Origin of the sequence: Streptomyces sp. NPDC048504 (assembly GCF_043200035.1) — a bacterium.
Classification (GTDB): domain Bacteria; phylum Actinomycetota; class Actinomycetes; order Streptomycetales; family Streptomycetaceae; genus Streptomyces.
This window is the reverse complement of sequence record NZ_JBICXA010000008.1, coordinates 307,592-329,104: the sequence shown is the minus strand read 5'-3', so window position 1 is coordinate 329,104 and position 21,513 is coordinate 307,592. Positions and strand designations below refer to the sequence as shown.

Sequence of the window (21,513 nt, the reverse complement as noted above, 5' to 3'; positions counted from 1 at the left end):
ACACTGTCAACACTTCTGACTCGCGAGTAAGTCTGCGCGCCGCAAGCCCTGTTGACACTTTTCAGGCCACTCGACGTGTCACGTTCAACAGATACTCCTTCCTGTTCAACGGGTTGTGGTCGGTGCGTGCCCGTTCCGGAACGATCCCGTGCGCGACGGGCGCGTAGTGGTCGAAGGCGCTCTCCCACTCGCCCTCCCCACGCGTCAGCCCCGGCAACTGCCGCTCCAGCCCGTGCACTTGAGCCGCCGGCACCTCCCCCTCCAGCACGCAGAGCGACCCCTGCGTCTCGGTGGTCTGCGGTACGGCGCGCAGCGCGGCCAGCACCGGCAGCAGGGCGGCGAGGGTGTCGGCCGGGGCCTCGACGCGGAACCGGTGCATCGGCTCGTGCACCTGGCTGCCCGCCCGCCGCAGCGCCTCGACGAGGACGAGCGGGGTCAGCCCGCGGAAGTCGGCGCCGGTGCTCGACATGCTCTTGTCGAAGCCCTGGTGGGCGTGGCTCTGCCGGGGCGAGTAGCCGGAGTGCGTCATGGTGACCACGCAGTCGGTGACCCGCCAGCCGTGCAGACCCTGCCCGAGGGTCTCGCGCACGGTGTCCTCGACGGCCTTGAAGAAGGCGTACGGCATCGCGCCCAGCTCGACCTCCAGGCCGAACCGGACGCCCGAGCCGACCGGGCCCGGGGCGACGCGTAAACCGACCGTGGCGAGGAAGGGGTTCGGGTCCTTCTTGTTGAACTCGACCGCCGAGCCGGTGCCGATGGGCCTCTCGATGCACAGCGGTGTCGTCTCGCGGAACGTGACGTGCACCCCGAACTCGTCGGCGAGCGTGGCCTGGACGACCTCCTTCTGGACCTCGCCGTAGAGGGAGAGGGCGGTCTCCTGGCGCACTTCGTCGTGGCGCAGGCCGATCAGCGGGTCCTGTTCGGCGAGTTGGGTGAGTGCGAGGTGCAGGGTGCGGCGGTCGGCGTCCGGACCCGGGACGACGACGGTTTCGAGGGTCGGCGGCGCGAAGAAGTGCTCAACCGCCTTCCTGGGTACGCCGATCGAGTCCCCGATCCTGATCTCGCCGAGGCCCCGCAGCCTGCCGATCCGGCCCGCCGGGACGGAGTCGCGCGAGACGTCCGTACCGTGGTCGAAGACGCTGATCGCGGTGACCTTGCCCTCCTCCCCCGCCTCGCCGAAGGTGATCCGGTCGCGGGTGCGGAGGGTGCCGGAGAACAGCCGCGCGTAGGCGACCTTCTCGCCCGCCGGGCCGCGCTCGACCTTGAAGACCGTGCCGGAGAGCGGGCCTTGGGGATCGCCTTCGGCCGGGGGCAGCAGTTCCTTGATGCCGGTGATCAGCGCGTCGATGCCGGCGCCGGTGATGGCGGAGCCGAAGTAGACGGGGTGCACGAGGACTTGGCGGGTCTGGGTGGCGAGGGCCGTGCGCAGAAGGTCGTAGGGCACGGTGTTCTCGACGTACGCGGTGAGGAGTTCGTCGTCGTGCTCGGCGAGGACGGCGGGTGCGCGCGGGTCGAGGCCTGGCACGAAATCCGCTTCCCGGGTCCCGAGTCCCTCGACCGAACCCATGGGCACGACGGCCGACTTGAGCCGTTCGGAGATCGCCGCGAGGAGGTCGTCGTAACGTGCCCCGCGTCGGTCGATCTTGTTGACGAAGAGGAGCGTGGGGATGCGCAGCCGCTGGAGTGTGCGCATCAGGATGCGGGTCTGCGGCTGGACGCCCTCGACGGCGGAGACGACGAGGACCGCCCCGTCGAGCACGCCGAGCACCCGCTCCACCTCGGCGATGAAGTCCGGGTGACCAGGGGTGTCGATCAGGTTGACGGTCACGTCGTCGACCGGGAACGAGACGACGGCCGACTTGATGGTGATGCCGCGCCGGCGCTCCAGCGCGAGGGTGTCGGTACGGGTGTTCCCGGCGTCGACGCTGCCGATCTCGTCGATCACTCCGGCCGAGTGCAGGAGGCGCTCGGTCAGGCTGGTCTTACCTGCGTCTACGTGCGCGAGGATCCCGAGGTTGAGCAGGTGCACCTGGTGTCATGTCCTTTGATGAGGGGGGCCTTCCTTCCTGGGTGGACATGAACGGTGCGCGCATCTCAGTGCTCCTCGGTCGTCGCTGACTGGTCTCCGGTAGTTCAGCAGGGGCGGGGGTACGGTGGCAACGGATTAACGTCGGCCGGGGGCGCGTGGCGCTCCGGCGCAGGCCAGGGCCCGGATGCGACGCTTGCGCCGTCCGGCGGCGGCAGTGGCGGTGACAGGAGCCGAGCATGCGTGACCTTCTCCCGGTGCTGAGCGGCTGGTACGCCGCACACTCCCCCTTCGGTCTGGCCACGGTGGTCGCGGTCAGCCGCAGCGCGCCGCGTGATCCCGGCGCGGCGATGGCGGTGGGGCCGGGTGACGAGGTCGTGGGGAGTGTGTCGGGCGGCTGCGTGGAGGGGGCGGTCTTCGAGCTGGCGCGAGAGGTCGTGGCGAGCGGCGAGGCCCGCCTGGAGACCTTCGGCTACAGCGACGAGGACGCCTTCGCGGTCGGGCTGACCTGCGGCGGCGAGATCACCGTGCTGGTACGGCCGGTCACTCCTGAGATCGATCCCGCGTTCGGGGCGGTGGCTCGGTCGGTCGCCGCGGGTGAGCCGGTGACGGTGGCGACGGTGATCGACGGGCCGGCGCCACGGGGGGCCACGCTCGCCGTATGGCCCGACAGGGTGGACGGCACCCTCGGCTCGACCGGACTCGACGTGGCGGTCACCGCCGACGCCCGCGGTGAACTCGCCCTCGGGGCAACGGGGTTGCGGCACTACGGCCCGCGCGGTGAACGACGCGAGGACTCCGTCACCGTGTTTCTGCACTCGTTCGCGCCGCCGCCCCGGATGCTGGTCTTCGGTGCGATCGACTACGCGGCGGCGGTGGCCCGGATCGGTGACTTCCTCGGCTACCGGGTGACCGTGTGCGACGCCCGCCCGGTGTTCGCCACGCCGAAGCGGTTCCCGGCGGGCGTGGAGGTGGTCGTGGACTGGCCGCACCGCTATCTGCACGGCACGGACACCGACGAACGCACGGTGATCTGCGTCCTCACCCACGACCCGAAGTTCGACGTACCGCTGCTGGAGGAGGCGTTGCGCCGGCCGGCCGCGTACATCGGGGCGATGGGCAGCCGCCGTACGCATGACGACCGCATGCGACGACTGCTCGAATCCAGCCTGAACGAGGGCGAGTTGGCCCGCCTGCGCTCACCCGTCGGCCTCGACCTCGGCGCGCGTACGCCGGAGGAGGTGGCCCTGTCCGTGGCCGCGGAGATCGTCGCGCTGCGGTGGGGTGGGACGGGGTCTCCGTTGACGGGGGCGGCGGGAGCGATTCATCGCGGACCGGCGGGGTGACCTGGCCACCTTGCCCCACCATGTACCGGCCACGCCGTCCTGCGAACCCCACAGGCCACCGGTGATCCCGCTCAACTTCTCGGCGGCAACCGGTGCAGTGCGAGATCCGTCAGCGTGCCGCCATTCACCGTCACCGTCATGTACGTGCAGTACGGCTGGCGGCGGTGGTCCGTAGGCGACCCCGGGTTCAGCAGGCGCAGCCCACCCGCAGCCGTCGTGTCCCAGGGAATGTGGCTGTGCCCGAAGACCAGCACGTCCAGGTCGGGGAATCGGGCCGCGCAGCGCGCCTCGCGGCCCTGGGCGGGGCCCGTCTCGTGGATGGCGCCGAAGCGCAGGCCGTCCAGCACGGCGTAGGCCGTCTCCGGGAGCCGGGAGCGCAGTTCGGGGCCGTCGTTGTTGCCGTGGACGCCGATGAGCCGGCGGCTGCGGCTCTCCAGCAGGTCGAGGGTAGCTGTGTCGACCCAGTCGCCGGCGTGGAACACGACGTCGGCGCGCGGGAGTTCGGCGAGGAGTTGCGCGGGGAGTTCCTTGGCGCGCTTGGGAAGGTGGGTGTCGGACATCAGGAGCAGGCGCACGGTCTCAGCCTAGGGGTGTGGCGCTGTTGCGGCTTCCCGTCACCGCCTCCGAGAGGATCTACAGGCAAGGCTGTTCAGTTGTGACTGGACAGTTTGCTCTGCCGGTTTTACGGTGGGGTTCATGGATCACCGGCTCACCGAGACTCCCGCGGGCATCTCCGACTCCGCGGCCCGCTCCGCGCGCGATCTGCGTGTGGTGCTCAGTCGGCTGCGCCGCAGAATCCGCGAGGTCGCGACGGACGAGGACCTCACCCCGTCGCAGGAGTCGGCGCTCACCCTGGTCGGCAAGCACGGCGCGGCCACCGCCAGCGCCCTCGCGTCGGCCGAGGGGGTCAGGCCGCAGTCGATGGCCGCCACCCTCGCCGCCCTCGACCAGCACGGGCTCATCCGGCGCAGCCCCGACCCCGAGGACGGCCGTAGACAGCTCGTCACCCTCACCGAGGCCGGACGCGAGCGGATCGAGGGGAATCGACAGGTCCGCGGGGAGTGGCTCGCACGCGCCTTCGAGGACCGGTACACCGAGCAGGAGCGAGGGACGATTCTCGACGCGCTGGCGTTGATGGAACGGCTGTCGGAGCAGTGATACCGAAGGTCACCCAGACAGCACTTACCACACGTCCCGCACCGGCCGGCTTCGACCGGCGCCTCGTCGCGCCGATGGTCCTCGGCTCCGTACTGAACCCGATCAACTCCTCGATGATCGCCGTGGCCCTCGTGCCCATCGGCATCGCCTTCGGGGCGCCGCCCTCGGAGACCGTCTGGCTGGTCTCGGCGCTCTATCTCGCCACGGCCGTGGGGCAGCCGGTCATCGGGCGGCTCGTCGACATGTACGGGCCGCGCCGTCTCTACCCCATCGGTACGGCCCTGGTCGGCATCGCCGGGCTCATGGGCGCCCTCGCCCCGTCGCTCGGCGTCCTGATCGCCGCCCGTGTCCTGCTCGGGTTCGGCACCTCGGCCGCGTATCCGGCCGCGATGCAGCTGACCCGCAGCGAGGCCGAACGCACCGGCAAGGACAGCCCCGCCGGTGTCCTCACCGCGCTCGCCGTCTCCGCCCAGACGGTGTCGGTGATCGGACCCGCGCTCGGCGGCTTCCTCATCGGCGTCGGCGGCTGGCGCGCCATCTTCACCGTCAACGTGCCGCTGTCCATCGCCTGTCTCGTCCTCGGCGCGCTGCGACTCCCGAAGACGAGCAAGGACAAGGACACGGCCGGCACCCGGCGCGATGTCGACCCGCCCGGCATGCTCCTGTTCGCGGTCATGCTGGTCTCGCTGATGATGTTCCTGACCGCCCCCAAGCTCTCCGAGTGGTACCTCCCGGTCCTCAGCGCCGCCGCGGCCGCCGCCTTCGCGCAACGCGAACTCCGCGTCCCGGAACCCTTCGTCGACCTGCGCGTCCTCGGCGGAAACCTTCCCCTGGTGACGACGTACGTCCGCCAGTTCCTCGGCTACACCACCTCGTACGCCTTCCTCTACGGCTACACGCAGTGGCTGGAGGAGGGGCGCGGCCTGCGCGCCTCCGCCGCCGGGCTCATCCTGCTGCCCCTGTCGGCCACCGCTCTCGGTGTCTCCACCCTCACCGGGCGCCGTGAGGCGATCCGCGTCAAGCTGCTCGTCGGCAGCGCCATCCAGATCGTCGGCTGCGCCGCGCTGTTCCTGGTCGGCTCCGACAGTCCGGTCTGGGCGCTGCTCGCCGTCGGCGCCGTGCTCGGCATACCGCAGGGACTGCTCGGTCTGGCCGGGCAGAACGCCCTGTACCGGCAGGCCGAGCCCGCGCGCATCGCGTCCGCCGCCGGGCTGCTGCGCACCTTCATGTACCTCGGCGCACTGGCCGCCTCCGCGGCCACCGCGGCCTTCTTCCCGCACCGCGCCGACACCCCGGGACTGCACGACCTGGCCCTGTTCATGGCGATCGGGTCGGCGCTGCTCCTGGCGATCACCCTGCCCGACCGTTCCCTGCGCACCCTCACCCCCAAGACCGTCTGAGCCCCCGTACCTCCTGAAAGGCCTCCCCCATGGCACTCAGCACCCTCGACCCGCGCACCGCCCTCGTCGTGATCGACCTCCAGGGCGGCATCGTCGGCGCCCCGACCCAGCCGTTCAGCGGGCCCGAGGTCGTCGCCCGTACCGTCGAACTCGCCGACGCCTTCCGGGCCGCCGGCCTTCCCGTGGTCCTGGTCCGGGTCACCTTCGCCGCCGACGGCGCGGACGCGGTCCCCGGCCGCAACGAGCAGCAGCGGTCCGGCGGCGGGACCCGGCCGGAGGGCTGGGACGTCATCGTCGACGAGCTGGCCGGGCACCCCGGCGACATCCACGTCGTCAAGCGGAACTGGGGCGCCTTCCACGGCACCGACCTCGACGTACAGCTGCGCCGCCGCGGGATCACGCAGATCGTGCTGACCGGCATCGCCACCAGCATCGGTGTGGAGTCCACCGCCCGCGCCGCCCACGAGCACGGCTATCACGTGACCCTGGCCACGGACGCGATGAGCGACCTGGACGCCGTCTCGCACGCCCACAGCATCGAGCGGATCTTCCCGCGTCTGGGCGAAACGGGCACGTCCGCCGAAATCCTGGAACTTCTGGCCAAGACCCACGACGTGAGGTGACTTCCGTCCACGTCGGGTTAACCGTTGCCCAACACCAGCCCAATGGGCGGCATCGAGACAGACCGGGTTAGCATCACCCCACCGCGCCGTTCCACAACAGGGGACGGGCGGCGCCAACAAGGGGGCTAGAAGCCGGATGTCGGTCAAGGTCAGTGTCGTCGTCCCTGTGTACAACCCGGGGCCTTATATCGAGGATTGCATCTCCTCTCTCCTCAGGCAGTCGCTGCCCAACGATGAGTACGAGGCGATCTTCGTCGACGACGGCTCGACAGACGGCACGCCCGCGCGGCTCGACGAGATCGCCGCCGAGCACCCCCACATGCACGTGATCCACCAGGAGGCGTCGGGCTGGTCGGGCAAGCCCCGCAACGTCGGGATCGCCGCCTCCAAGGGCGAGTTCGTCATGTTCGTCGACAACGACGACTACCTCGGCGACGAGGCCCTGGAGCGGATGTACGAGTACGGCGTGGCCAACGGCGCCGACGTGATCGTCGGCAAGATGGCCGGCAAGGGCCGCGCCGTCCCCGTGGAGCTGTTCCGCAAGAACTACCCGCACGCGTCGGTCGCGACCGCGCCGCTGATGGACAGCCTCACCCCGCACAAGATGCTCCGCCGCGCGTTCCTCGACCGCATCAACCTGCGGTTCCCCGAGGGGCGCCGCCGCCTGGAGGACCACGTCTTCGTGACGGAGGCCTACCTCGCCGCGGACAACGTCGCCGTGCTCAGCGACTACGTCTGCTACTACCACATCAAGCGCGAGGACGCCTCGAACGCCGGCTTCCAGCGCTTCGACCCGGTCGGCTACTTCAAGAACCTGCGCGAGGCCCTCGACGTCGTCGAGAAGTACACCGAGCCCGGTGCGGCCCGCGACAAGATCTTCCGCCGCTGGCTGCGCGTGGAGATGATGGAGCGCCTCGGCGGCGGCCGGCTGCTGAAGGCCCCCGACGAGTACCGCCGTGAACTCCTCAAGGAGATCCGCGGGGTCATGACCGAGCGCTTCGGCCCCGGTGTCGCGGCCGGTCTCGGCCCGCGGCTGCGCGTCGTCGCGGCCCTCGCCGCCGCCGACCGCTACGACGACCTCGTCGAGCTCGCCGAGTGGGAGGCCTCCCTCAAACCGCAGGCGGTCCCGGGCGAGATCGAGTGGCGGGACGGCAAGCTGCTGGTCCACTACCAGGCCGAGTTCGTCATCGACGGCAAGCCGGCGGTCTTCGAGGCCAAGGGCGCGGCCGCTCCCAAGCACCCGGAGCCGAAGACCCTCGCCGAGGCGACGGCCATGCTGACGGCCGACGCCACCGCCAACTTCAAGAAGGCGACGGCCGACCTCGTCGTCCGCGAACGCACCAGCGCCGCCTCGCACTTCCAGCCCGTGCAGATCTCGCACGAGACGGTCGCCGACGGCGACGGAGTACGGCTGGTCCTGCACGCCACGGCCACCGTCGACCCCGCGACCGCAGGCGGCGGCTCCCCGCTCGGCGGCGGCCTCTGGGACACCTACGTCCGCGTCGTCATCGGCTCCTGGAACAAGGAGTGCCGCCTCGGCCCGGTCCCGCAGCACGGCGAGAACGCCGGGCACGCCGGTGTCGTCGCCGGTCAGGTGGTGCTGCCGTACTACACGGAGCCGCACGGCAACTTCTCCCTGGACGTCGACAAGGCGAGCAAGCGCCTCGGCCTCGCCGACCTCAAGCCCGGCGACTTCACGGTCACCGGCGCCCGCGTCGGCGTCCTGCTCCCCTTCTACGTCCCCGCCACCACCGACGTACTGCTGCGGCTGACCCACAAGTCGTCCGGTACGACGCTGGACGTGCCCGGTGTGGTCTCCCCCGAGTCCTCCGGCGCACGGCTGGCCGCCGAGGTGCCGGCCGCGGATCTGAAGGACGCGGCGTGGAACGCGTCGGTGTGCCTGACCCCGGCCGCGACCGGGCAGCGTTTCCTGGCGCTGCCGGTGCGGCTGGCCGGTGACGCCGGGGGTATCCGGGTGGAGGCGGCGCCGAAGGCCGCGAAGCCCGCCGAGCCCAAGCCGGCGCCGAAGCCGGTGCCCGCCAAGCCCAAGCCGGGGCTGGCCTACCGGGTGGCGCGCAAGCTGAAGCGCGCCCTGAACAAGTAGCACCGCACCTCACGAGCAAGCCATGGAGGACGGAAGAACGTGCGATCACTGGGGATTGAAGGCGCCTGGGTCCTGGAACCCAAGGTCTTCCCTGACGACCGGGGCAGTTTCCACGAGTGGTACCGCGGTGAGGAGTTCCGCGAGGCCACCGGGTACGACCTGGCTCTGTCCCAGGCCAACTGCTCGGTCTCGCGGCGCGGTGTGGTGCGCGGAGTGCACTTCTCCGACGTGCCGCCGAGCCAGGCCAAGTACGTCAAGTGCGTGCGCGGCGCCGTCCTCGACGTGATCGTGGACATCCGTGTCGGCTCTCCCACGTTCGGTCAGTGGGAGGCCGTCCGGCTGGACGACGAGACCAAGCACGCCGTGTTCCTCGCGGAGGGTCTCGGGCACGCGTTCATGGCCCTGACCGACGACGCGACGGTCGTGTACCTGTGCTCGACGGGTTACTCGCCCGGCCGGGAGCACGGGATCAACCCGCTCGACCCGGCGCTCGGCATCGCCTGGCCCGAGGGCTTCGAGCCGGTGCTGTCCGACAAGGACGCCGAGGCGCCGACACTGGCAGAGGCGGAGCAGTCAGGACTTCTTCCGTCCTACGCGGACTGCTCCGCCTACTACGAGCGACTGCGGAGTGGCCGGCTCAGCGACTGACGCTGAGCTGCTCCACCGAGCGGCGCAGGGGCTCCCAGCCGCGGGACCGCTTGGTCCCGCGGTCCCGCGCTTTGGCGAGGGGGCCCCAGAAACCGGCGTCGAGCAGCGCCTCGGGCTTCACCGCGGTGGTGCGCTCCAGGATCGCCTCGGGCACCTTCTGCGGGTCGGGGACCTCGAACTCGGCGACGATCTCGTCGTACTTGTCCTTGAGGACCGTGCTGGTGGGGTCCGCGCCGAAGACGACAAGCTGCCCGGTGGGCTGGGTGTCGACCAGGACCGTCACCAGGTCGGGACGGTAGCGGGCGAGGATCTCGACCAGCTTGTAGACGTCACCGGTCCAGGCGTCGGTGTGCCGGTCCCGGGCGGCCTCGTCGATGCTGCGCGGCAGCATGTCGTCGAAGACGATGACGCTGGCCCAGTCCGAGTGCTTCTCCACGTTGATGAAGTCGCGCAGCGCGTACTCGAACAGGTGCATGCCGTCGATGAACGACAGGTCCAGCGTGGTGGTCTTCCACCAGCCCAACGGGCTGCGGTTGCGGGCCAGTTGACGCAGCGGGTGGCGACCGCCCCGCAGGTGCACCAGCGGGTTGTCCCGGGCGAAGAAGTCGTCGCTGGTCGCCTTGGCCAGGTGGACGTCACAGCGGATCTCCGTGACCACCTTGAACGCGGGATCGATCGCGACGCTGGGCACCCGGGAGAGCGTCAGGCTGCGGCCGTCGTTGACGCCGATCTCCAGGTAGTTGCGGTTCGCGGTTGACTTGTGGAGCCCCCGCAGGAACTCATGACGTTTCACGAAGAAATCTCCTTGCGGATGTGAGGAAGTGCTTCGTGCAGGGCGGACCGCCAGTCCCTGGGCGGTTCCAGGCCGACCTCCCGCCACCGCTCGTGCCCGAGGGCGCTGTAGGCGGGGCGGGGCGCGGGACGGACGAAGGCCGCGCTCGTGGTGGGGTGGACGCGCTCCGGGTCGGCGTCGATGAGCCGGAACACCTCCTGTGCGAGGCCGTGCCAGCTGGTCTCGCCGGAGCTGGTCGCGTGGAACACCCCGTGCGCGCCTTCGACCTGGCCGATACGGGCGCCGAGATCGGCGATGCGTACGGCGACGTCGGCGGTCCAGGTCGGCTGTCCGTGCTGGTCGTCGACGACGTCGAGAGTGTCGCGACGTGCTTCCAGCTCGATCATCGTGCGGACGAAGTTACCCCCACAGGCTCCGTACAACCAAGCCGTGCGCACGACCGCGCTCGCACCGGGCAGTTCCTCCAACACGGCCTGCTCGCCCGCGAGTTTGGTACGGCCGTAGGCGGTGCGCGGGGCGGTGGCGTGATTCTCCGGGTACGGCGTGCTGCGGGCCTCGCCGTTGAAGACGTAGTCGGTGGAGACGTGCACCAGTCGCGCGCCCGAGGCGGCACAGGCGCGGGCGAGGAGCCGGGGCCCCTCGCCGTTGATGCGAAGGGCCCGCTCCTCGTCGGTCTCGGCGTCGTCGACGGCGGTGTACGCCGCGCAGTTCACCACCACGTCGGGGTGGTGTTCCGCGAACGCCCGGTCCACCGACGCGGGGTCGGTGATGTCCAGGGCGACGCGGTCGAGACCGACGAACTGTTCACCGCGCCGGGCGAGTTCGTCGAGCACGTCGTGGCCGAGCATCCCGCCGGCACCGGTGACCAGCCACTTCATCAGCCGCGCTCCACCCGTGCCTTGAGGGGCTCCCACCAAGCGCGGTTGTCGCGGTACCAGGCGACGGTGTCGGCCAGGCCGCTCGCGAAGTCGTGCTTCGGGGTGTAGCCGAGCTCGTCGTGGATCTTGGACCAGTCGACGGAGTAGCGCAGGTCGTGGCCCTTGCGGTCCTCGACGCGCTCGACCCGGTCCCAGTCCGCGCCACAGGCTTCGAGCAGCAGACCGGTGAGCTCCTTGTTGCTGAGCTCGGTGCCGCCGCCGATGTTGTAGACCTCGCCGGCCCGGCCCTTGGTGCGGACGAGCTCGATGCCCTGGCAGTGGTCCTCGACGTGCAGCCAGTCGCGGACGTTGAGGCCCTCGCCGTAGAGCGGGACCTTCTTGCCGTCGAGGAGGTTGCTGACGAACAGCGGGATGACCTTCTCGGGGAACTGGTGCGGCCCGTAGTTGTTCGAGCAGCGGGTGACGCGCACGTCAAGGCCGTGGGTGCGGTGGTAGGCCAGGGCGAGCAGGTCCGAGGAGGCCTTCGACGCGGAGTACGGCGAGTTCGGCGCGAGCGGGTGGGTCTCGGGCCAGGAGCCGGTCTCGATGGAGCCGTAGACCTCGTCGGTGGAGATGTGCACGAACGGGGTGCGGTAGCGCAGGGCCGCGTCGAGCAGGACCTGGGTGCCCACCACGTTGGTGCGGACGAAGTCGGCGGCTCCGTTGATCGAGCGGTCCACGTGGGACTCGGCGGCGAAGTGGACGACCTGGTCCGCCTCGGCCATCAGCTTGTCGACCAGTTCGGCGTCGCAGATGTCGCCCTGGACGAACTCCAGGCGCGGGTGGCCTATGTCCAGGTTGTCGAGCGTGCCGGCGTACGTGAGCTTGTCCAGCACCGTGATGCGGGGCGCGTCAGGCGCGTCCGAGGCGAGGAGCGTGCGGACGTACGTGGAACCGATGAAGCCGGCGGCGCCGGTGACGAGGAGATTCATGAACGGATCTGCACCTTGCTGTGGTCTCCGAGAACGAGGCGGTGGGCGCTGGGTACCCCCGGAGCGGGGGTCACTTCGACGTGCTTGCCGATGAGCGAGGACTCGATCCGGCCCACCCCGGCGATGGACGAGTCCTGCAGCACTATGGAGAACTCCAGCTCACTGTCGGTGATCCGGCAGTTCTCCGCGACCGAGGTGAACGGTCCGACGTAGGAGTCGCTCACCACGGTTCCGGAACCGATGACGACGGGTCCGACGATGCGCGAACGCTCGATGCGCGCGCCTTCCTCGATCACCACGCGGCCGATGGTCTCGGAGGCGTCGTCGACCTCGCCGTCGATGCGGCGGTCCATGCTCTCCAGGACGGTCCGGTTGACCTCAAGCATGTCGACGACGTTGCCCGTGTCCTTCCAGTAGCCGTGGATGACGGAGGAGCGCACGTCGGCGCCGTCGTCGATCAGCTGCTGGATGGCGTGGGTGATCTCCAGCTCGCCGCGCCAGGACGGCTTGATGGCGCGCACGGCGTCGTGGATGGCGGGCGTGAACAGGTAGACACCGACCAGAGCGAGGTCGCTCTTGGGGTGCTCCGGCTTCTCCTCCAGGCCGATGACCTGGCCGGATTCGCTGAGTTCGGCGACGCCGAAGGAGCGGGGGTCGGGCACGTGGGTGAGCAGGATCTGCGCGTCGGGCTTGTTGGCCTGGAAGCCCTCGACGAGACCGGTGATGCCGCCGACGATGAAGTTGTCACCGAGGTACATCACGAAGTCGTCGTCGCCGAGGTACTCGCGCGCGATCAGGACGGCGTGGGCCAGTCCGAGGGGACGGTCCTGCGGGATGTAGGTGATCTGCAGGCCGAACTTCGACCCGTCGCCCACCGCCTCCTCGATCTCCGCCGCGGTGTCACCGACGATGATGCCGACCTCGGTGATTCCCGCGTCGGCGAGTGATTCGAGCCCGTAGAAAAGGACGGCCTTGTTGGCCACCGGGACGAGCTGTTTTGCCGATGTGTGTGTGATCGGCCTCAGGCGGGATCCAGTGCCGCCGGAGAGAACGAGAGCCTTCATCGCTTCACCTTAGCGTCATCTTTGGACGTGCATCGTTCCTCCCTATGTTCGTTTATTACGACCGGCCAACGATGAGGAGGCCGTGAGGTGTCTAACCGGCCGACGGACCGGACAAATCACCCGCGGCCCGTGCCACGTCCGCCTCGACCTCGGCCCGGTCGAGGCCCTCGTCCCTCGCATACTCGTCCGCCGCTGCCTGCATGTCACGGGCGAGATCTCGCCAGGCCCGCCAGGCGGTCTCGTAGATGTCGGTCTCCGCCTCGGTCCAGGATGCGTGCGCGGGGGCTCCCAGGGAGTCCCGCATCTCCTGGACCCGGGCGCGTGCCGCCTGGGCCACGCGGTGCTTCTCGACCAGTTCTTCGAAGGTGTGTGCCACAAGCACGCACCCCATCACGGCACGGGCGCGCGACCATCCCGACCTGCCGCTGGGCGCCCGTACAGGCACCCGTGCGGCCGTCTACTGGTCGAGTGCGATCTCGGCCCACACCTGCTTGCCGCCGCTCACCGGCACCGTGCCCCAGGCCGCCGACACGGCCTCGACGAGGAGGATGCCGCGCCCTCCGGTGGCCTCCCAACCGATGCTGGTCGGTTTCACCGGGGTGCGCGGCGAGGAGTCCGCTACGGCGACACGGAACCGCCGGTTGACGAGGGTGAGGTCGAGGCGGACCGGGCCGTCGGTGTGCACCAGGGCGTTGGTGACCAGCTCGGAGACGACGAGCAGGATGGTGTCGGTCTCCTCGCTGACGCCCCAGGTGCGCAGGGTGCGCTTGGTGAAGCGGCGGGCGTGCCGGGCCGCCTCGGGGACGCGCCACACCGTCCAGTTCTCGCGCCGGGGGCGGGTGGCCAGGCCGTCGTAGCGCATGAGGAGGAGGGCCACGTCGTCCTCGCGGCGGGCGTTGCCGAGCAGGGCGTCGGCGACGAGGCCGAGGTGGGCGGGGTCGGAGACGGCGAGGCCGTGGGCGAGCCGGTCGAGGCCCTCGTCGATGTCGGCCTCCTTGGACTCCACGAGGCCGTCGGTGGTGAGGGCGACGACGGTGCCGGGCTGGAGCCGCAGCGGGCTCATGGGGAAGTCGGCCTGGGTCACCACGCCGAGCGGCGGTCCGCCGTCCGCGTAGGGGATCTCGGTGCCGCCGTCCGGGTGGCGCAGGACGGGCGGGAGATGGCCGGCCCGCACGTACCAGGCGGAACCTTCCTCCAGGTTCACGTCGACGTAGCAGCAGGTCGCGAAGAGGTCGTTCTCCAGGTCGATGAGCAGGCGGTTGGCGTGCGAGACGACGACGTCGGGCGGGTGTCCCTCGACGGCGTAGGCGCGCAGCGCGGTGCGCATCTGGCCCATGAGGGTGGCGGCGCCCGCGTTGTGGCCCTGGACGTCGCCGATGACGAGGGCGACGTGGTTGTCGGGCAGCGGGATCACGTCGTACCAGTCGCCGCCGACCTCAAGACCGGCCGTGGTCGGCAGATAGCGGGCTACGGCGACCGCGCCGGGCAGGGTGGGCAGGCGGCGCGGCAGCAGCTGGCGCTGGAGCATGCCGACGAGTTCGTGCTCGGCGTCGAAGGCGTGGGCGCGCATCAGGGCCTGACCCGCGAGGCCGGCGGAGGCGGTGAGCAGGGCGCGTTCGTCGGGGCCGAAGACGTGCGGGGCGTCCCAGCCGATCAGGCAGGCACCGGACACCCGGCCGCCCGCGGAGAGCGGCAGGACGGCGAGGCCGCCCGGGCCGACCTCGGCGAGGGCGGGTTCCAGGTCGGTGCCCGCGGGCCAGATCGCGGCGCGGCCCTCACGCAGGGCGGCGGCGAGGGTGGGCATCGTGCGCACGGGCGCGTCGGGCCATTCGCTGCGCCACTCCAGGCGCCACACCTCGGGCCAGGACTCAGGTTCGGGCGGGTCCAGGACGGTGACGACGAGCCGGTCGCCCTCCAGTTCGGCGAGCGCGATCCGGTCGGCGCGCAGCGGCTTGCGCAGGGCGGCGACCACGGCCTGGCTGACGTCACGGACCGTGCCGGCCATGGCGAGGGCGGCGGCGAGGCGCTGGACACGGGCCACGTCGTTGACGCCGGAGCGCAGCTGGGAGGCGGCGCCGACGGTGCCGACGAGGCGGGCCGGGCGGCCGTCGCCGCCGGGCAGGAGCCGGCCGCGCAGCCGGAGCCACTTCGGCGTCCCCGAGGGCTGCAGCACCCGGAACTCCAGCTCGCGGTCGCCGATGGCCATGTGGTCGGCCTCGACGACGGACATCAGCGAGGGCAGGTCCTCCGGCACGGTCAGCCCGAGCAGGGTCTCGACCCTGCCGTCGAAGTCGTCCGGGCCGAGCCCGAACAGTTCCAGGACGTCGCCGCCGACCTCGACCCGCCCGGTGTCCATGGCCAGATCGAACGCGCCCGCGGCCACGTCCTCACCCGCCACCGACTCGGCCGGTACCGGGATCGCGACGGCCTCGGCGATCAGCGCGAGGCACTCGCGGTCCTCGGTGCCGAAGCCGTCCGGGCGCTCGCCGACCGCGAGCAGACAGCCGCCGCCCCGGTCGCCGCGCACGGGCAGCGCCGCCAGATGGAACTCCCCCGACGGCAGCCGTCGCGCGTCACCGCCCGCGGCCAGCTCCTCGGGGCCGAGCCACACGGCGTGTCCGCCCCGCCGCACCTCGGCGACCGGTGATCCCCCGGCCGCCGGATAGCCGTCCCGCAGCCCGTACAGGGTCCGCGGCACCCCGACCGACTCGACGAGGCAGAGCAGATCGGCGTCGTCACCGGGTGTGTACACCCCGGCGAAGGTCGCACCGCCGAAGACGAGGGCCTGTTCGAGGACGCGGCGCAGCCGTTCGCGGGAGCCGAGATCGGTCGTGAGCGTTTTGACGGCAAGTTCGGCACGCAGCGTTCGCGTTCCGCGTCCCTCAGCGCCCTCACTGACCACGTCCGCAATTACAGCGCTTATGCGCCAGCTGCGCAGCCCCTGTGACCGTTCCGTGGAGATGAGGGGCCGGATGGACCTGCTTCCGGCTCGAAAGGCGCCGAACAAATCTTTACGCGTGCGTTCCGCACAGGGTTCTCGTGACAGGCGTGACTGTCGGCGTCCGTGGCCCGGCTGGGAGATTCGAGCCGGGCCACGGAGGGGGACGACCATGGGCAAGCGCTACGAGGTGTACGCGCTCGCCGACAGACACTTCTACGAGACACCGGACAGCCTGTCCGCGCCCGGCACGGACACCGCCACGCCCCTGTTCGACTTTTCGACACAGCGCGCCGGGCCCGCTCCCCGGACCGGCCCAGGGCTGGAAGATCCGCGCCTCGGCCACCCGGGCGAACGCGGACCGCATCGCCACCATCGTGTGGGACTACCGCATCCCGCGCCGCATCCCGTTCAAGTTCGTGCCCGGCCCCCACTTACTCCACTTGCGCAACACGAAGTACGCGGGCCGGTGCTGCTGATCGGAGTGCTGGACGCGTGCGGGACGGTGCCCGGCTGGTGGGGAACGCCGCGCAGGCCGGAACGGCGCCGGGTGCGGTGTCCGCGCTGCTCGCGGCACTGGCGGGGCCGGTCGGAGGCGTGGTCGCGCCGGCGCTGATCGACCCGTGGCTGGCCACCGTGTTCCTCGGCGCACGCGAGGCGCCCGTACGCCGCCGCGCGCTTCGATTCGGGGGTATACGACCAGGGCCTTCGGGGTACGGGCACACGCTTCTCCTCCGGGAAACGAGCTCGCTCACCGTGCGCGCCGGGCCCCCAGGGTGGAGCCTGATCCCTGAGACCGCGCTGTGACACTGATGGCCTCCGGGGCGCCGAAGCCTGTGTCGAGAGCCCGACCGTGCTCAGCCCTTCGGGCCTCCGCGCGGTCGGGCTCTCGACACAGACGCGCCCCTTTGGCCGTACGAGGAGGTGGTCGGCGTGTCGGACGGGCAGGTTCCGGTGGTCGCCGGGGCGCCGGTCGGGCGGCCGATGCTGTCTCTCGCGCTGGCCGCGATGATGGACGGGGTCCACGCGCACTCGGGCGCGGTGTATCTGCTGACGCCCGACGAGCCGGTGCTGGAGATGGCGGTGATGGCCGGGCTGCCCCGCGCCTTCGCGGCGCCCTGGGAGCGGGTCGGGCTGAGCGCGCCGATCCCGGTCGCCGAGGCGGTGCGCGAGCGGCGGCTGATCTGGGTCGGCGGCGAGGAGGACATGGCCCGCCGCTATCCGCGCATCGCGGTCGTGCTGCCGTACCCCTTCGCCCTGGCCGCCGTGCCGATCGCCACGGAGTCGAGGGTTTACGGCTCGGTCTTCGTGACCTGGCCCGGTTCGCATCCGCCGGTGCTCTCCGACCGGGACCGCGACCAGCTCACCTCCGCCTGCGACCGGCTCGCGGTGCGGCTGGAGCGTGCCGTCGAGGAGCGCCACCCGGTGCGGGCGGAGCCCGATCTCCTCGCGACCGGGCCCGCAGCGAGCGTGGCCGGGACGCTGGGCACGGTCGAGGCGGCGCGGATGGTGGCCCGGCTGCCGTACGGGCTGTGTTCGCTGGATCTGCACGGGCGGGTCGGCTTCGCGAACGCGGCGGCCGGGGAGCTGCTCGGCATGTCGGTGAGCAGTCTGCTCGGCACCCAGTTGTGGGCGGCGGTGCCCTGGCTCAACGACCCGGTGTACGAGGACCGTTACCGGGCCGCGCTGCTCAGCCAACAGGCCACGTCGTTCGTGGCGCTGCGGCCGCCGGGCGAGTGGCTGTCGTTCCGGCTGTATCCGAGCACGACCGGGCTGAGCGTAAGGATCAGCCGGGCGCGGGCGGTGACGGAGCTGAGCCGCGCGGCGCCGCAGCCGGGCGAGGGGCCGTCGCGCCTTGTGACCATCTCGCAGGTGCTGAGCCTGGCCGGGGCGCTCACCGAGGCGGTCGGGGTGGAGGACGTGGTGCAGCTGATCGCGGACGAGGTCGCGCCGGCCGTGGGCAGCCAGGCGCTGGTCGTCCTCGGTTCGCAGGGCGGCCGGCTGCATGTGCTGGGGCACCGCGGCTATCCGGACCCGCAGATCGTGGAGCGCTTCGACGGGATGGCGCTGAACGGGTCGACACCGGGGACGGCCGCCCTGAACAGCGGTGTGCCCGCGTTCTTCGACTCCCGGCAGGCACTGGAAAGGCTGTATCCGAGCCGGCACGCCACACCGGACGGGTTCGAGGCCTGGGCGTATCTCCCGCTGATCGCGTCCGGACGCCCGGTCGGCACCTGTGTGCTGGCCTACGGCGAGCCGCATGTCTTCCCCGCGGACGAACGGGCCGTGCTGACGAGTCTGGGCGGGCTGATCGCGCAGGCGCTGGAGCGTGCGCTGCTCTACGACGCGAAGAACCAGCTGGCTCACGGGCTGCAGGCGGCGCTGCTGCCGCACTCGTTGCCGCCGCTGCCGGGCATCGAGGCCGCCGCCCGCTATCTGCCGGCCACTCAGGGCATGGAGATCGGCGGCGACTTCTACGACCTGGTGACCTCCGAGGGCCTCGCTGCCGTGATCGGTGACGTACAGGGGCACAACGTGACCGCGGCCGGCCTGATGGGGCAGATCCGGACCGCCGTCCGCGCGTACACGACCGTCGGCCAGGCCCCGGAGGAGGTCATGCGCAGCACCAACCGGCTGCTGATCGACCTCGGGTCGGAACTCTTCGCGAGCTGTCTGTATCTACGGCTCGATCCCGCGCGCGGTAGGGCCGTGATGGCGAGGGCCGGGCATCCGCCGCCGTTGTTGCGCCGGCCGGACGGGCGGGTGCGGGTGCTGGACCTGGCGGGCGGTCCGCTGCTGGGCATCGACGCCGACGCCGTCTATCCGACGACGGAGGTCGATCTCGCGCCCGGTTCCGTCCTCGCCCTCTACACCGACGGGCTCATCGAGTCACCCGGCGTCGACATCGAGGACGCCCTGGCCGAACTGGGCCGACGCCTCGCAGCGGCAGGGGACTTGCCGCTGGAGGAGATCGCCGACGAACTGGTGCGGCACAGTGCGGCCGCGCAGGAGCGGATCGACGACGTGGCGCTGCTTCTGCTGCGGGCCCGGGAGCCGGGACCGACGTACACGCAGGGCGGTCCGGCCCTCCCGCCGGAGGGCCGGACCGATCCACCGCCGACCTGATGGAAGGGGTCGGATCAGTGGTTCGAGGTGAGCGACGAACCGTCGTCGGCCCCGTTGCCGGTGTCCTGGCCGGTGCCGGTGGCGTCGGTCGCGGACGGGTCGACCGCTCCGGACTGGTCGCCCGTGCCGTCGGTCGCGGACGGGTCCACGGCTCCGGACTGGTCGCCCGTGCCGTCGGTGGCCGACGGGTCGGCGGCGGTCGCCGACGGGTCCGCCGTGGCGGTGTCGTCGCCCGCGCCGGCACCCGCGCCCGCGTCGCCGAGGGTGGCCCCGGTCGCCGTCAGCGCGGCGGTGACCGGCTGGAAGAAGGTCTCGCCTCCGCTGGTGCAGTCGCCGCTGCCGCCGGAGGTGAGGCCGACCGCGCCGCCGTCCTGGGTGAAGAGCGAGCCGCCGCTGTCACCCGCCTCGGCGCAGACGTCCGTCTGGATGAGGCCGTTGACGGTGTCGACACCGTTGGGGTCGGTCTCGCTCTGGAAGTTGACCGTCGCGTCGAGCCCGGTGACCGTGCCGTCGTGCAGACCGGTGGTGGAGCCCATCCGGAAGACCTGGGTGCCGACCGTGGCGTCCTCGGCCTGGGTGATCTGGACGGTCTGGCCGTTGCCGACGTTGACGTCGCTCGTGGTCTGCGTCGCCGGGTCGTCGTACTTCACGAGGGAGAAGTCGCTGACGGGGAACGTGGCCTGGTCGACCGTGGCGATCGGCTGGCCGTCCTGGGTGTCGGACCACTGCTTGGCCGCGACGCCGCAGTGTCCGGCGGTCAGGAAGGCGGGGGTGCCGTCGCTCGCGGTGACGTTGAAGCCGAGGGAGCAGCGCACGCCGCCCTGGTCGGTCTGGGCGAAGATGGCGTCGCCGCCCGAGACCAGCGTCTTGAAGGAGCCGGCGGTCTTCTTGACGGTGGCCATGTCGGTGCCGAGGCTCTTGACCGTCGAGAGCACGGTGTCCCAGTCGGAGCCGGTGACGGTGCTGTCGGCGAGGACCTGGATCTTGTTGGTCTTCGGGTCGACCGACCAGGCGGTACCGGGGACGGTCGCCTTGGTCTTCAACACCTGGGCGGCGGCGGTGAGTTCGGCGGTGCTGTTCTGCACCTCGCGCACCTTGGCGCCGGCCTTCTCGGCCTGCACGACCACGTTGTTGTTGTCGCCCGAGATCACGTTGACGACGAGCTGCTGCGTGGCGCTGTCGTAGTAGGACCCGGCGAAGGCGTCACCCAGCAGTCCGGCGATCTGCGAGGAGAGGTCGGAGGCGCCCGTCGCCTTGAGGGTCTTGGGGGTGGCGGCGCCTGCCGAGTTGTCCTGGGACGCGTTGGCGTTCGGCAGCAGGATCGCCGCGGCTCCGAGAGCGGCGACACCTCCGACGGCTATAACGGCCTTGCGCTTCGGAATTCGCTTGTGACTCAAACTGCTCGACCTCCTGGGGACCGGGGTCTGTGCCGCCGGGGCGGCGGCTTATTGGGGGGCGCCTGGATGCCCGTTGATACGCACGTGTCACGTGGCGCGTTCAATTCCGTTTCCCAACTTCCTTTACAAAACCGGGAATCGGCCATGTCCAGGCCCTGACCTGGCAGGGGTACGAAGGGGCTGCGGGCCGGTGTCTGCGGCGCAGCGGCCCCTGTCCGTCAGGTGCGCGGCGAGCGGCCGGATGTCTTGATCGAATCGGTGCCGCCCAAACCTGCCCGCGCGGGTGGGCGGTTCACACGCTTCCGGTCCACTCCCGATCCACACCCGGACAGACACGGACCGCGACCGGTCGGCAACGGTCCGTCGAGGACAGTCGCCGGAATCCTCACTTCAGGGAATCTGCACAGCGCGTACCCAACGAAGTCACCGGTCTCCACGGATCTGCACATGCACACGCCCCCAGCAACGCCTTTGGTGGGGAGTGCCCGATTCCGCTTCGGTGCCGCAAGCCCTTCCGCGGAACGATGCCGTGCAGCGTGTGAAGAAGTCGCCGACACCTCGTGCCCACGCCTGCACGGTTCGGAACTCCTGGGGCTCAAGTGCCCTGGTGGGACGGGAGTTTGATTGGCTGCGTCCACCCGCACCGTGCTTTGATCCATCGCACCGCAGGAGCCACGAGGGCTCCGGAAACGGCGCCCGGCGCCTGCGGTCGCGGCCGTCGTCTGTCCCCAGAGGGGGCCGCTCCCCCCTTGTGAATATCCATATGAAGGGAAGTTCCCCCATGAACTCCACCCCCCAGGTCGAGACCGTCGAGATCTCCGACGCCGAGCTCGACAACGTCTCCGGCGGTCTGTCCGTGAACGCGCTCGGCACCGTCACCGGCCTGGTCGACGGCGTTGTCCCGGTCTCCGGCCTGGTCGACTCGGTCATCGGCACGGTCGAGGGCACCACCGGCCTGAACGTGGCCCCGGTCACGGGCCTGGTCGCCGGTCTCTGACCGCACCTTGTCACACCGAGTCCCGGAGCCGTTTCCCGGCTCCG

The 21,513-nt window shown here is 70.9% G+C and carries 18 protein-coding genes and 1 pseudogene; 10 read left to right on the top strand and 9 right to left on the bottom strand.

The window, feature by feature from the left end:
• Nucleotides 1-61: 61 nt before the first annotated feature.
• On the bottom strand, nucleotides 62-2,029 hold the full coding sequence (locus tag ACGFY9_RS22150) for a GTP-binding protein (RefSeq protein ID WP_393756516.1): 1,968 nt from the start codon (nucleotides 2,027-2,029) through the stop codon (nucleotides 62-64).
• Nucleotides 2,030-2,265: 236 nt separating this feature from the next.
• On the opposite strand from ACGFY9_RS22150, the gene ACGFY9_RS22145 reads away from it, so the two are divergent.
• Nucleotides 2,266-3,372 (top strand): XdhC family protein, encoded by a 1,107-nt coding sequence (locus tag ACGFY9_RS22145; RefSeq protein ID WP_393756514.1) that lies wholly within the window; start codon nucleotides 2,266-2,268, stop codon nucleotides 3,370-3,372.
• 71 nt (nucleotides 3,373-3,443) lie between these two features.
• On the opposite strand, the gene ACGFY9_RS22140 is transcribed toward ACGFY9_RS22145, so the two are convergent.
• The gene (locus ACGFY9_RS22140; protein ID WP_393756512.1) at nucleotides 3,444-3,947 is read right to left on the bottom strand and encodes a metallophosphoesterase family protein; all 504 of its coding nucleotides are present in this window, start codon (nucleotides 3,945-3,947) and stop codon (nucleotides 3,444-3,446) included.
• Between the two features lie 121 nt (nucleotides 3,948-4,068).
• Here ACGFY9_RS22140 and ACGFY9_RS22135 point away from each other — a divergent pair, with 121 nt between their 5' ends.
• The 5 genes from ACGFY9_RS22135 (at nucleotide 4,069) to rfbC (ending at nucleotide 9,305) form a co-directional block, all read left to right on the top strand.
• Nucleotides 4,069-4,530 carry a MarR family transcriptional regulator gene (locus ACGFY9_RS22135; protein WP_393756510.1) on the top strand — a complete coding sequence of 154 codons (462 nt, stop codon included), beginning with the start codon at nucleotides 4,069-4,071 and terminating at the stop codon, nucleotides 4,528-4,530.
• Nucleotides 4,527-5,930, top strand: a complete 1,404-nt coding sequence (locus ACGFY9_RS22130; protein WP_393756508.1) for an MFS transporter — start codon at nucleotides 4,527-4,529, stop codon at nucleotides 5,928-5,930. The genes ACGFY9_RS22135 and ACGFY9_RS22130 overlap by 4 nt, the downstream gene beginning before the upstream one ends.
• 29 nt (nucleotides 5,931-5,959) lie before the next feature.
• A complete protein-coding gene (locus tag ACGFY9_RS22125) occupies nucleotides 5,960-6,553 on the top strand; it encodes a hydrolase (protein WP_393756506.1) in 594 nt (197 codons plus the stop codon).
• A 136-nt stretch (nucleotides 6,554-6,689) separates the two neighbouring features.
• A complete protein-coding gene (locus ACGFY9_RS22120) occupies nucleotides 6,690-8,657 on the top strand; it encodes a glycosyltransferase family 2 protein (protein ID WP_393756505.1) in 1,968 nt (655 codons plus the stop codon).
• Between the two features lie 39 nt (nucleotides 8,658-8,696).
• Nucleotides 8,697-9,305 carry a dTDP-4-dehydrorhamnose 3,5-epimerase gene (rfbC, locus tag ACGFY9_RS22115; RefSeq protein WP_393756503.1) on the top strand — a complete coding sequence of 203 codons (609 nt, stop codon included), beginning with the start codon at nucleotides 8,697-8,699 and terminating at the stop codon, nucleotides 9,303-9,305.
• On the opposite strand, the gene ACGFY9_RS22110 is transcribed toward rfbC, so the two are convergent.
• The 6 genes from ACGFY9_RS22110 to ACGFY9_RS22085 form a co-directional block, all read right to left on the bottom strand.
• Nucleotides 9,295-10,098, bottom strand: coding sequence for a class I SAM-dependent methyltransferase (locus ACGFY9_RS22110; RefSeq protein WP_393756502.1), 804 nt, complete (start codon nucleotides 10,096-10,098; stop codon nucleotides 9,295-9,297). The genes rfbC and ACGFY9_RS22110 overlap by 11 nt on opposite strands.
• Nucleotides 10,095-10,976, bottom strand: coding sequence for a dTDP-4-dehydrorhamnose reductase (gene rfbD / locus ACGFY9_RS22105; protein ID WP_393756500.1), 882 nt, complete (start codon nucleotides 10,974-10,976; stop codon nucleotides 10,095-10,097). Before rfbD ends, ACGFY9_RS22110 begins: the two co-directional genes overlap by 4 nt.
• Entirely contained in the window at nucleotides 10,976-11,947 is a 972-nt protein-coding gene (gene rfbB / locus ACGFY9_RS22100) for a dTDP-glucose 4,6-dehydratase (RefSeq protein WP_393756498.1), read from the bottom strand. Before rfbB ends, rfbD begins: the two co-directional genes overlap by 1 nt.
• A complete protein-coding gene (locus ACGFY9_RS22095; protein WP_393756496.1) occupies nucleotides 11,944-13,011 on the bottom strand; it encodes a glucose-1-phosphate thymidylyltransferase in 1,068 nt (355 codons plus the stop codon). Before ACGFY9_RS22095 ends, rfbB begins: the two co-directional genes overlap by 4 nt.
• Before the next feature lie 91 nt (nucleotides 13,012-13,102).
• Nucleotides 13,103-13,387 (bottom strand): hypothetical protein, encoded by a 285-nt coding sequence (locus ACGFY9_RS22090; RefSeq protein ID WP_393756495.1) that lies wholly within the window; start codon nucleotides 13,385-13,387, stop codon nucleotides 13,103-13,105.
• Between the two features lie 81 nt (nucleotides 13,388-13,468).
• Complete coding sequence (locus ACGFY9_RS22085; RefSeq protein ID WP_393756493.1) at nucleotides 13,469-15,913, bottom strand: SpoIIE family protein phosphatase; 2,445 nt, start codon at nucleotides 15,911-15,913, stop codon at nucleotides 13,469-13,471.
• A gap of 208 nt (nucleotides 15,914-16,121) precedes the next feature.
• Here ACGFY9_RS22085 and ACGFY9_RS22080 point away from each other — a divergent pair.
• From ACGFY9_RS22080 to ACGFY9_RS22070, 3 genes and pseudogenes are all read left to right on the top strand, one after another.
• A pseudogene (locus ACGFY9_RS22080) lies at nucleotides 16,122-16,419 on the top strand (lantipeptide synthetase); the annotation flags it as partial.
• A 25-nt stretch (nucleotides 16,420-16,444) separates the two neighbouring features.
• Nucleotides 16,445-16,756 carry a hypothetical protein gene (locus tag ACGFY9_RS22075; RefSeq protein WP_393756491.1) on the top strand — a complete coding sequence of 104 codons (312 nt, stop codon included), beginning with the start codon at nucleotides 16,445-16,447 and terminating at the stop codon, nucleotides 16,754-16,756.
• A 117-nt stretch (nucleotides 16,757-16,873) separates the two neighbouring features.
• On the top strand, nucleotides 16,874-19,075 hold the full coding sequence (locus tag ACGFY9_RS22070) for a SpoIIE family protein phosphatase (protein ID WP_393756489.1): 2,202 nt from the start codon (nucleotides 16,874-16,876) through the stop codon (nucleotides 19,073-19,075).
• A gap of 14 nt (nucleotides 19,076-19,089) precedes the next feature.
• Here ACGFY9_RS22070 and ACGFY9_RS22065 read toward each other — a convergent pair whose 3' ends face one another.
• Nucleotides 19,090-20,472: a S1 family peptidase gene (locus ACGFY9_RS22065; RefSeq protein WP_393756487.1), complete on the bottom strand. Its 1,383-nt coding sequence runs from the start codon at nucleotides 20,470-20,472 to the stop codon at nucleotides 19,090-19,092.
• 781 nt (nucleotides 20,473-21,253) lie between these two features.
• Between ACGFY9_RS22065 and ACGFY9_RS22060 the strand changes: the two genes are divergently transcribed.
• Entirely contained in the window at nucleotides 21,254-21,469 is a 216-nt protein-coding gene (locus ACGFY9_RS22060) for a type A2 lantipeptide (protein ID WP_393756485.1), read from the top strand.
• Nucleotides 21,470-21,513: the final 44 nt, after the last annotated feature.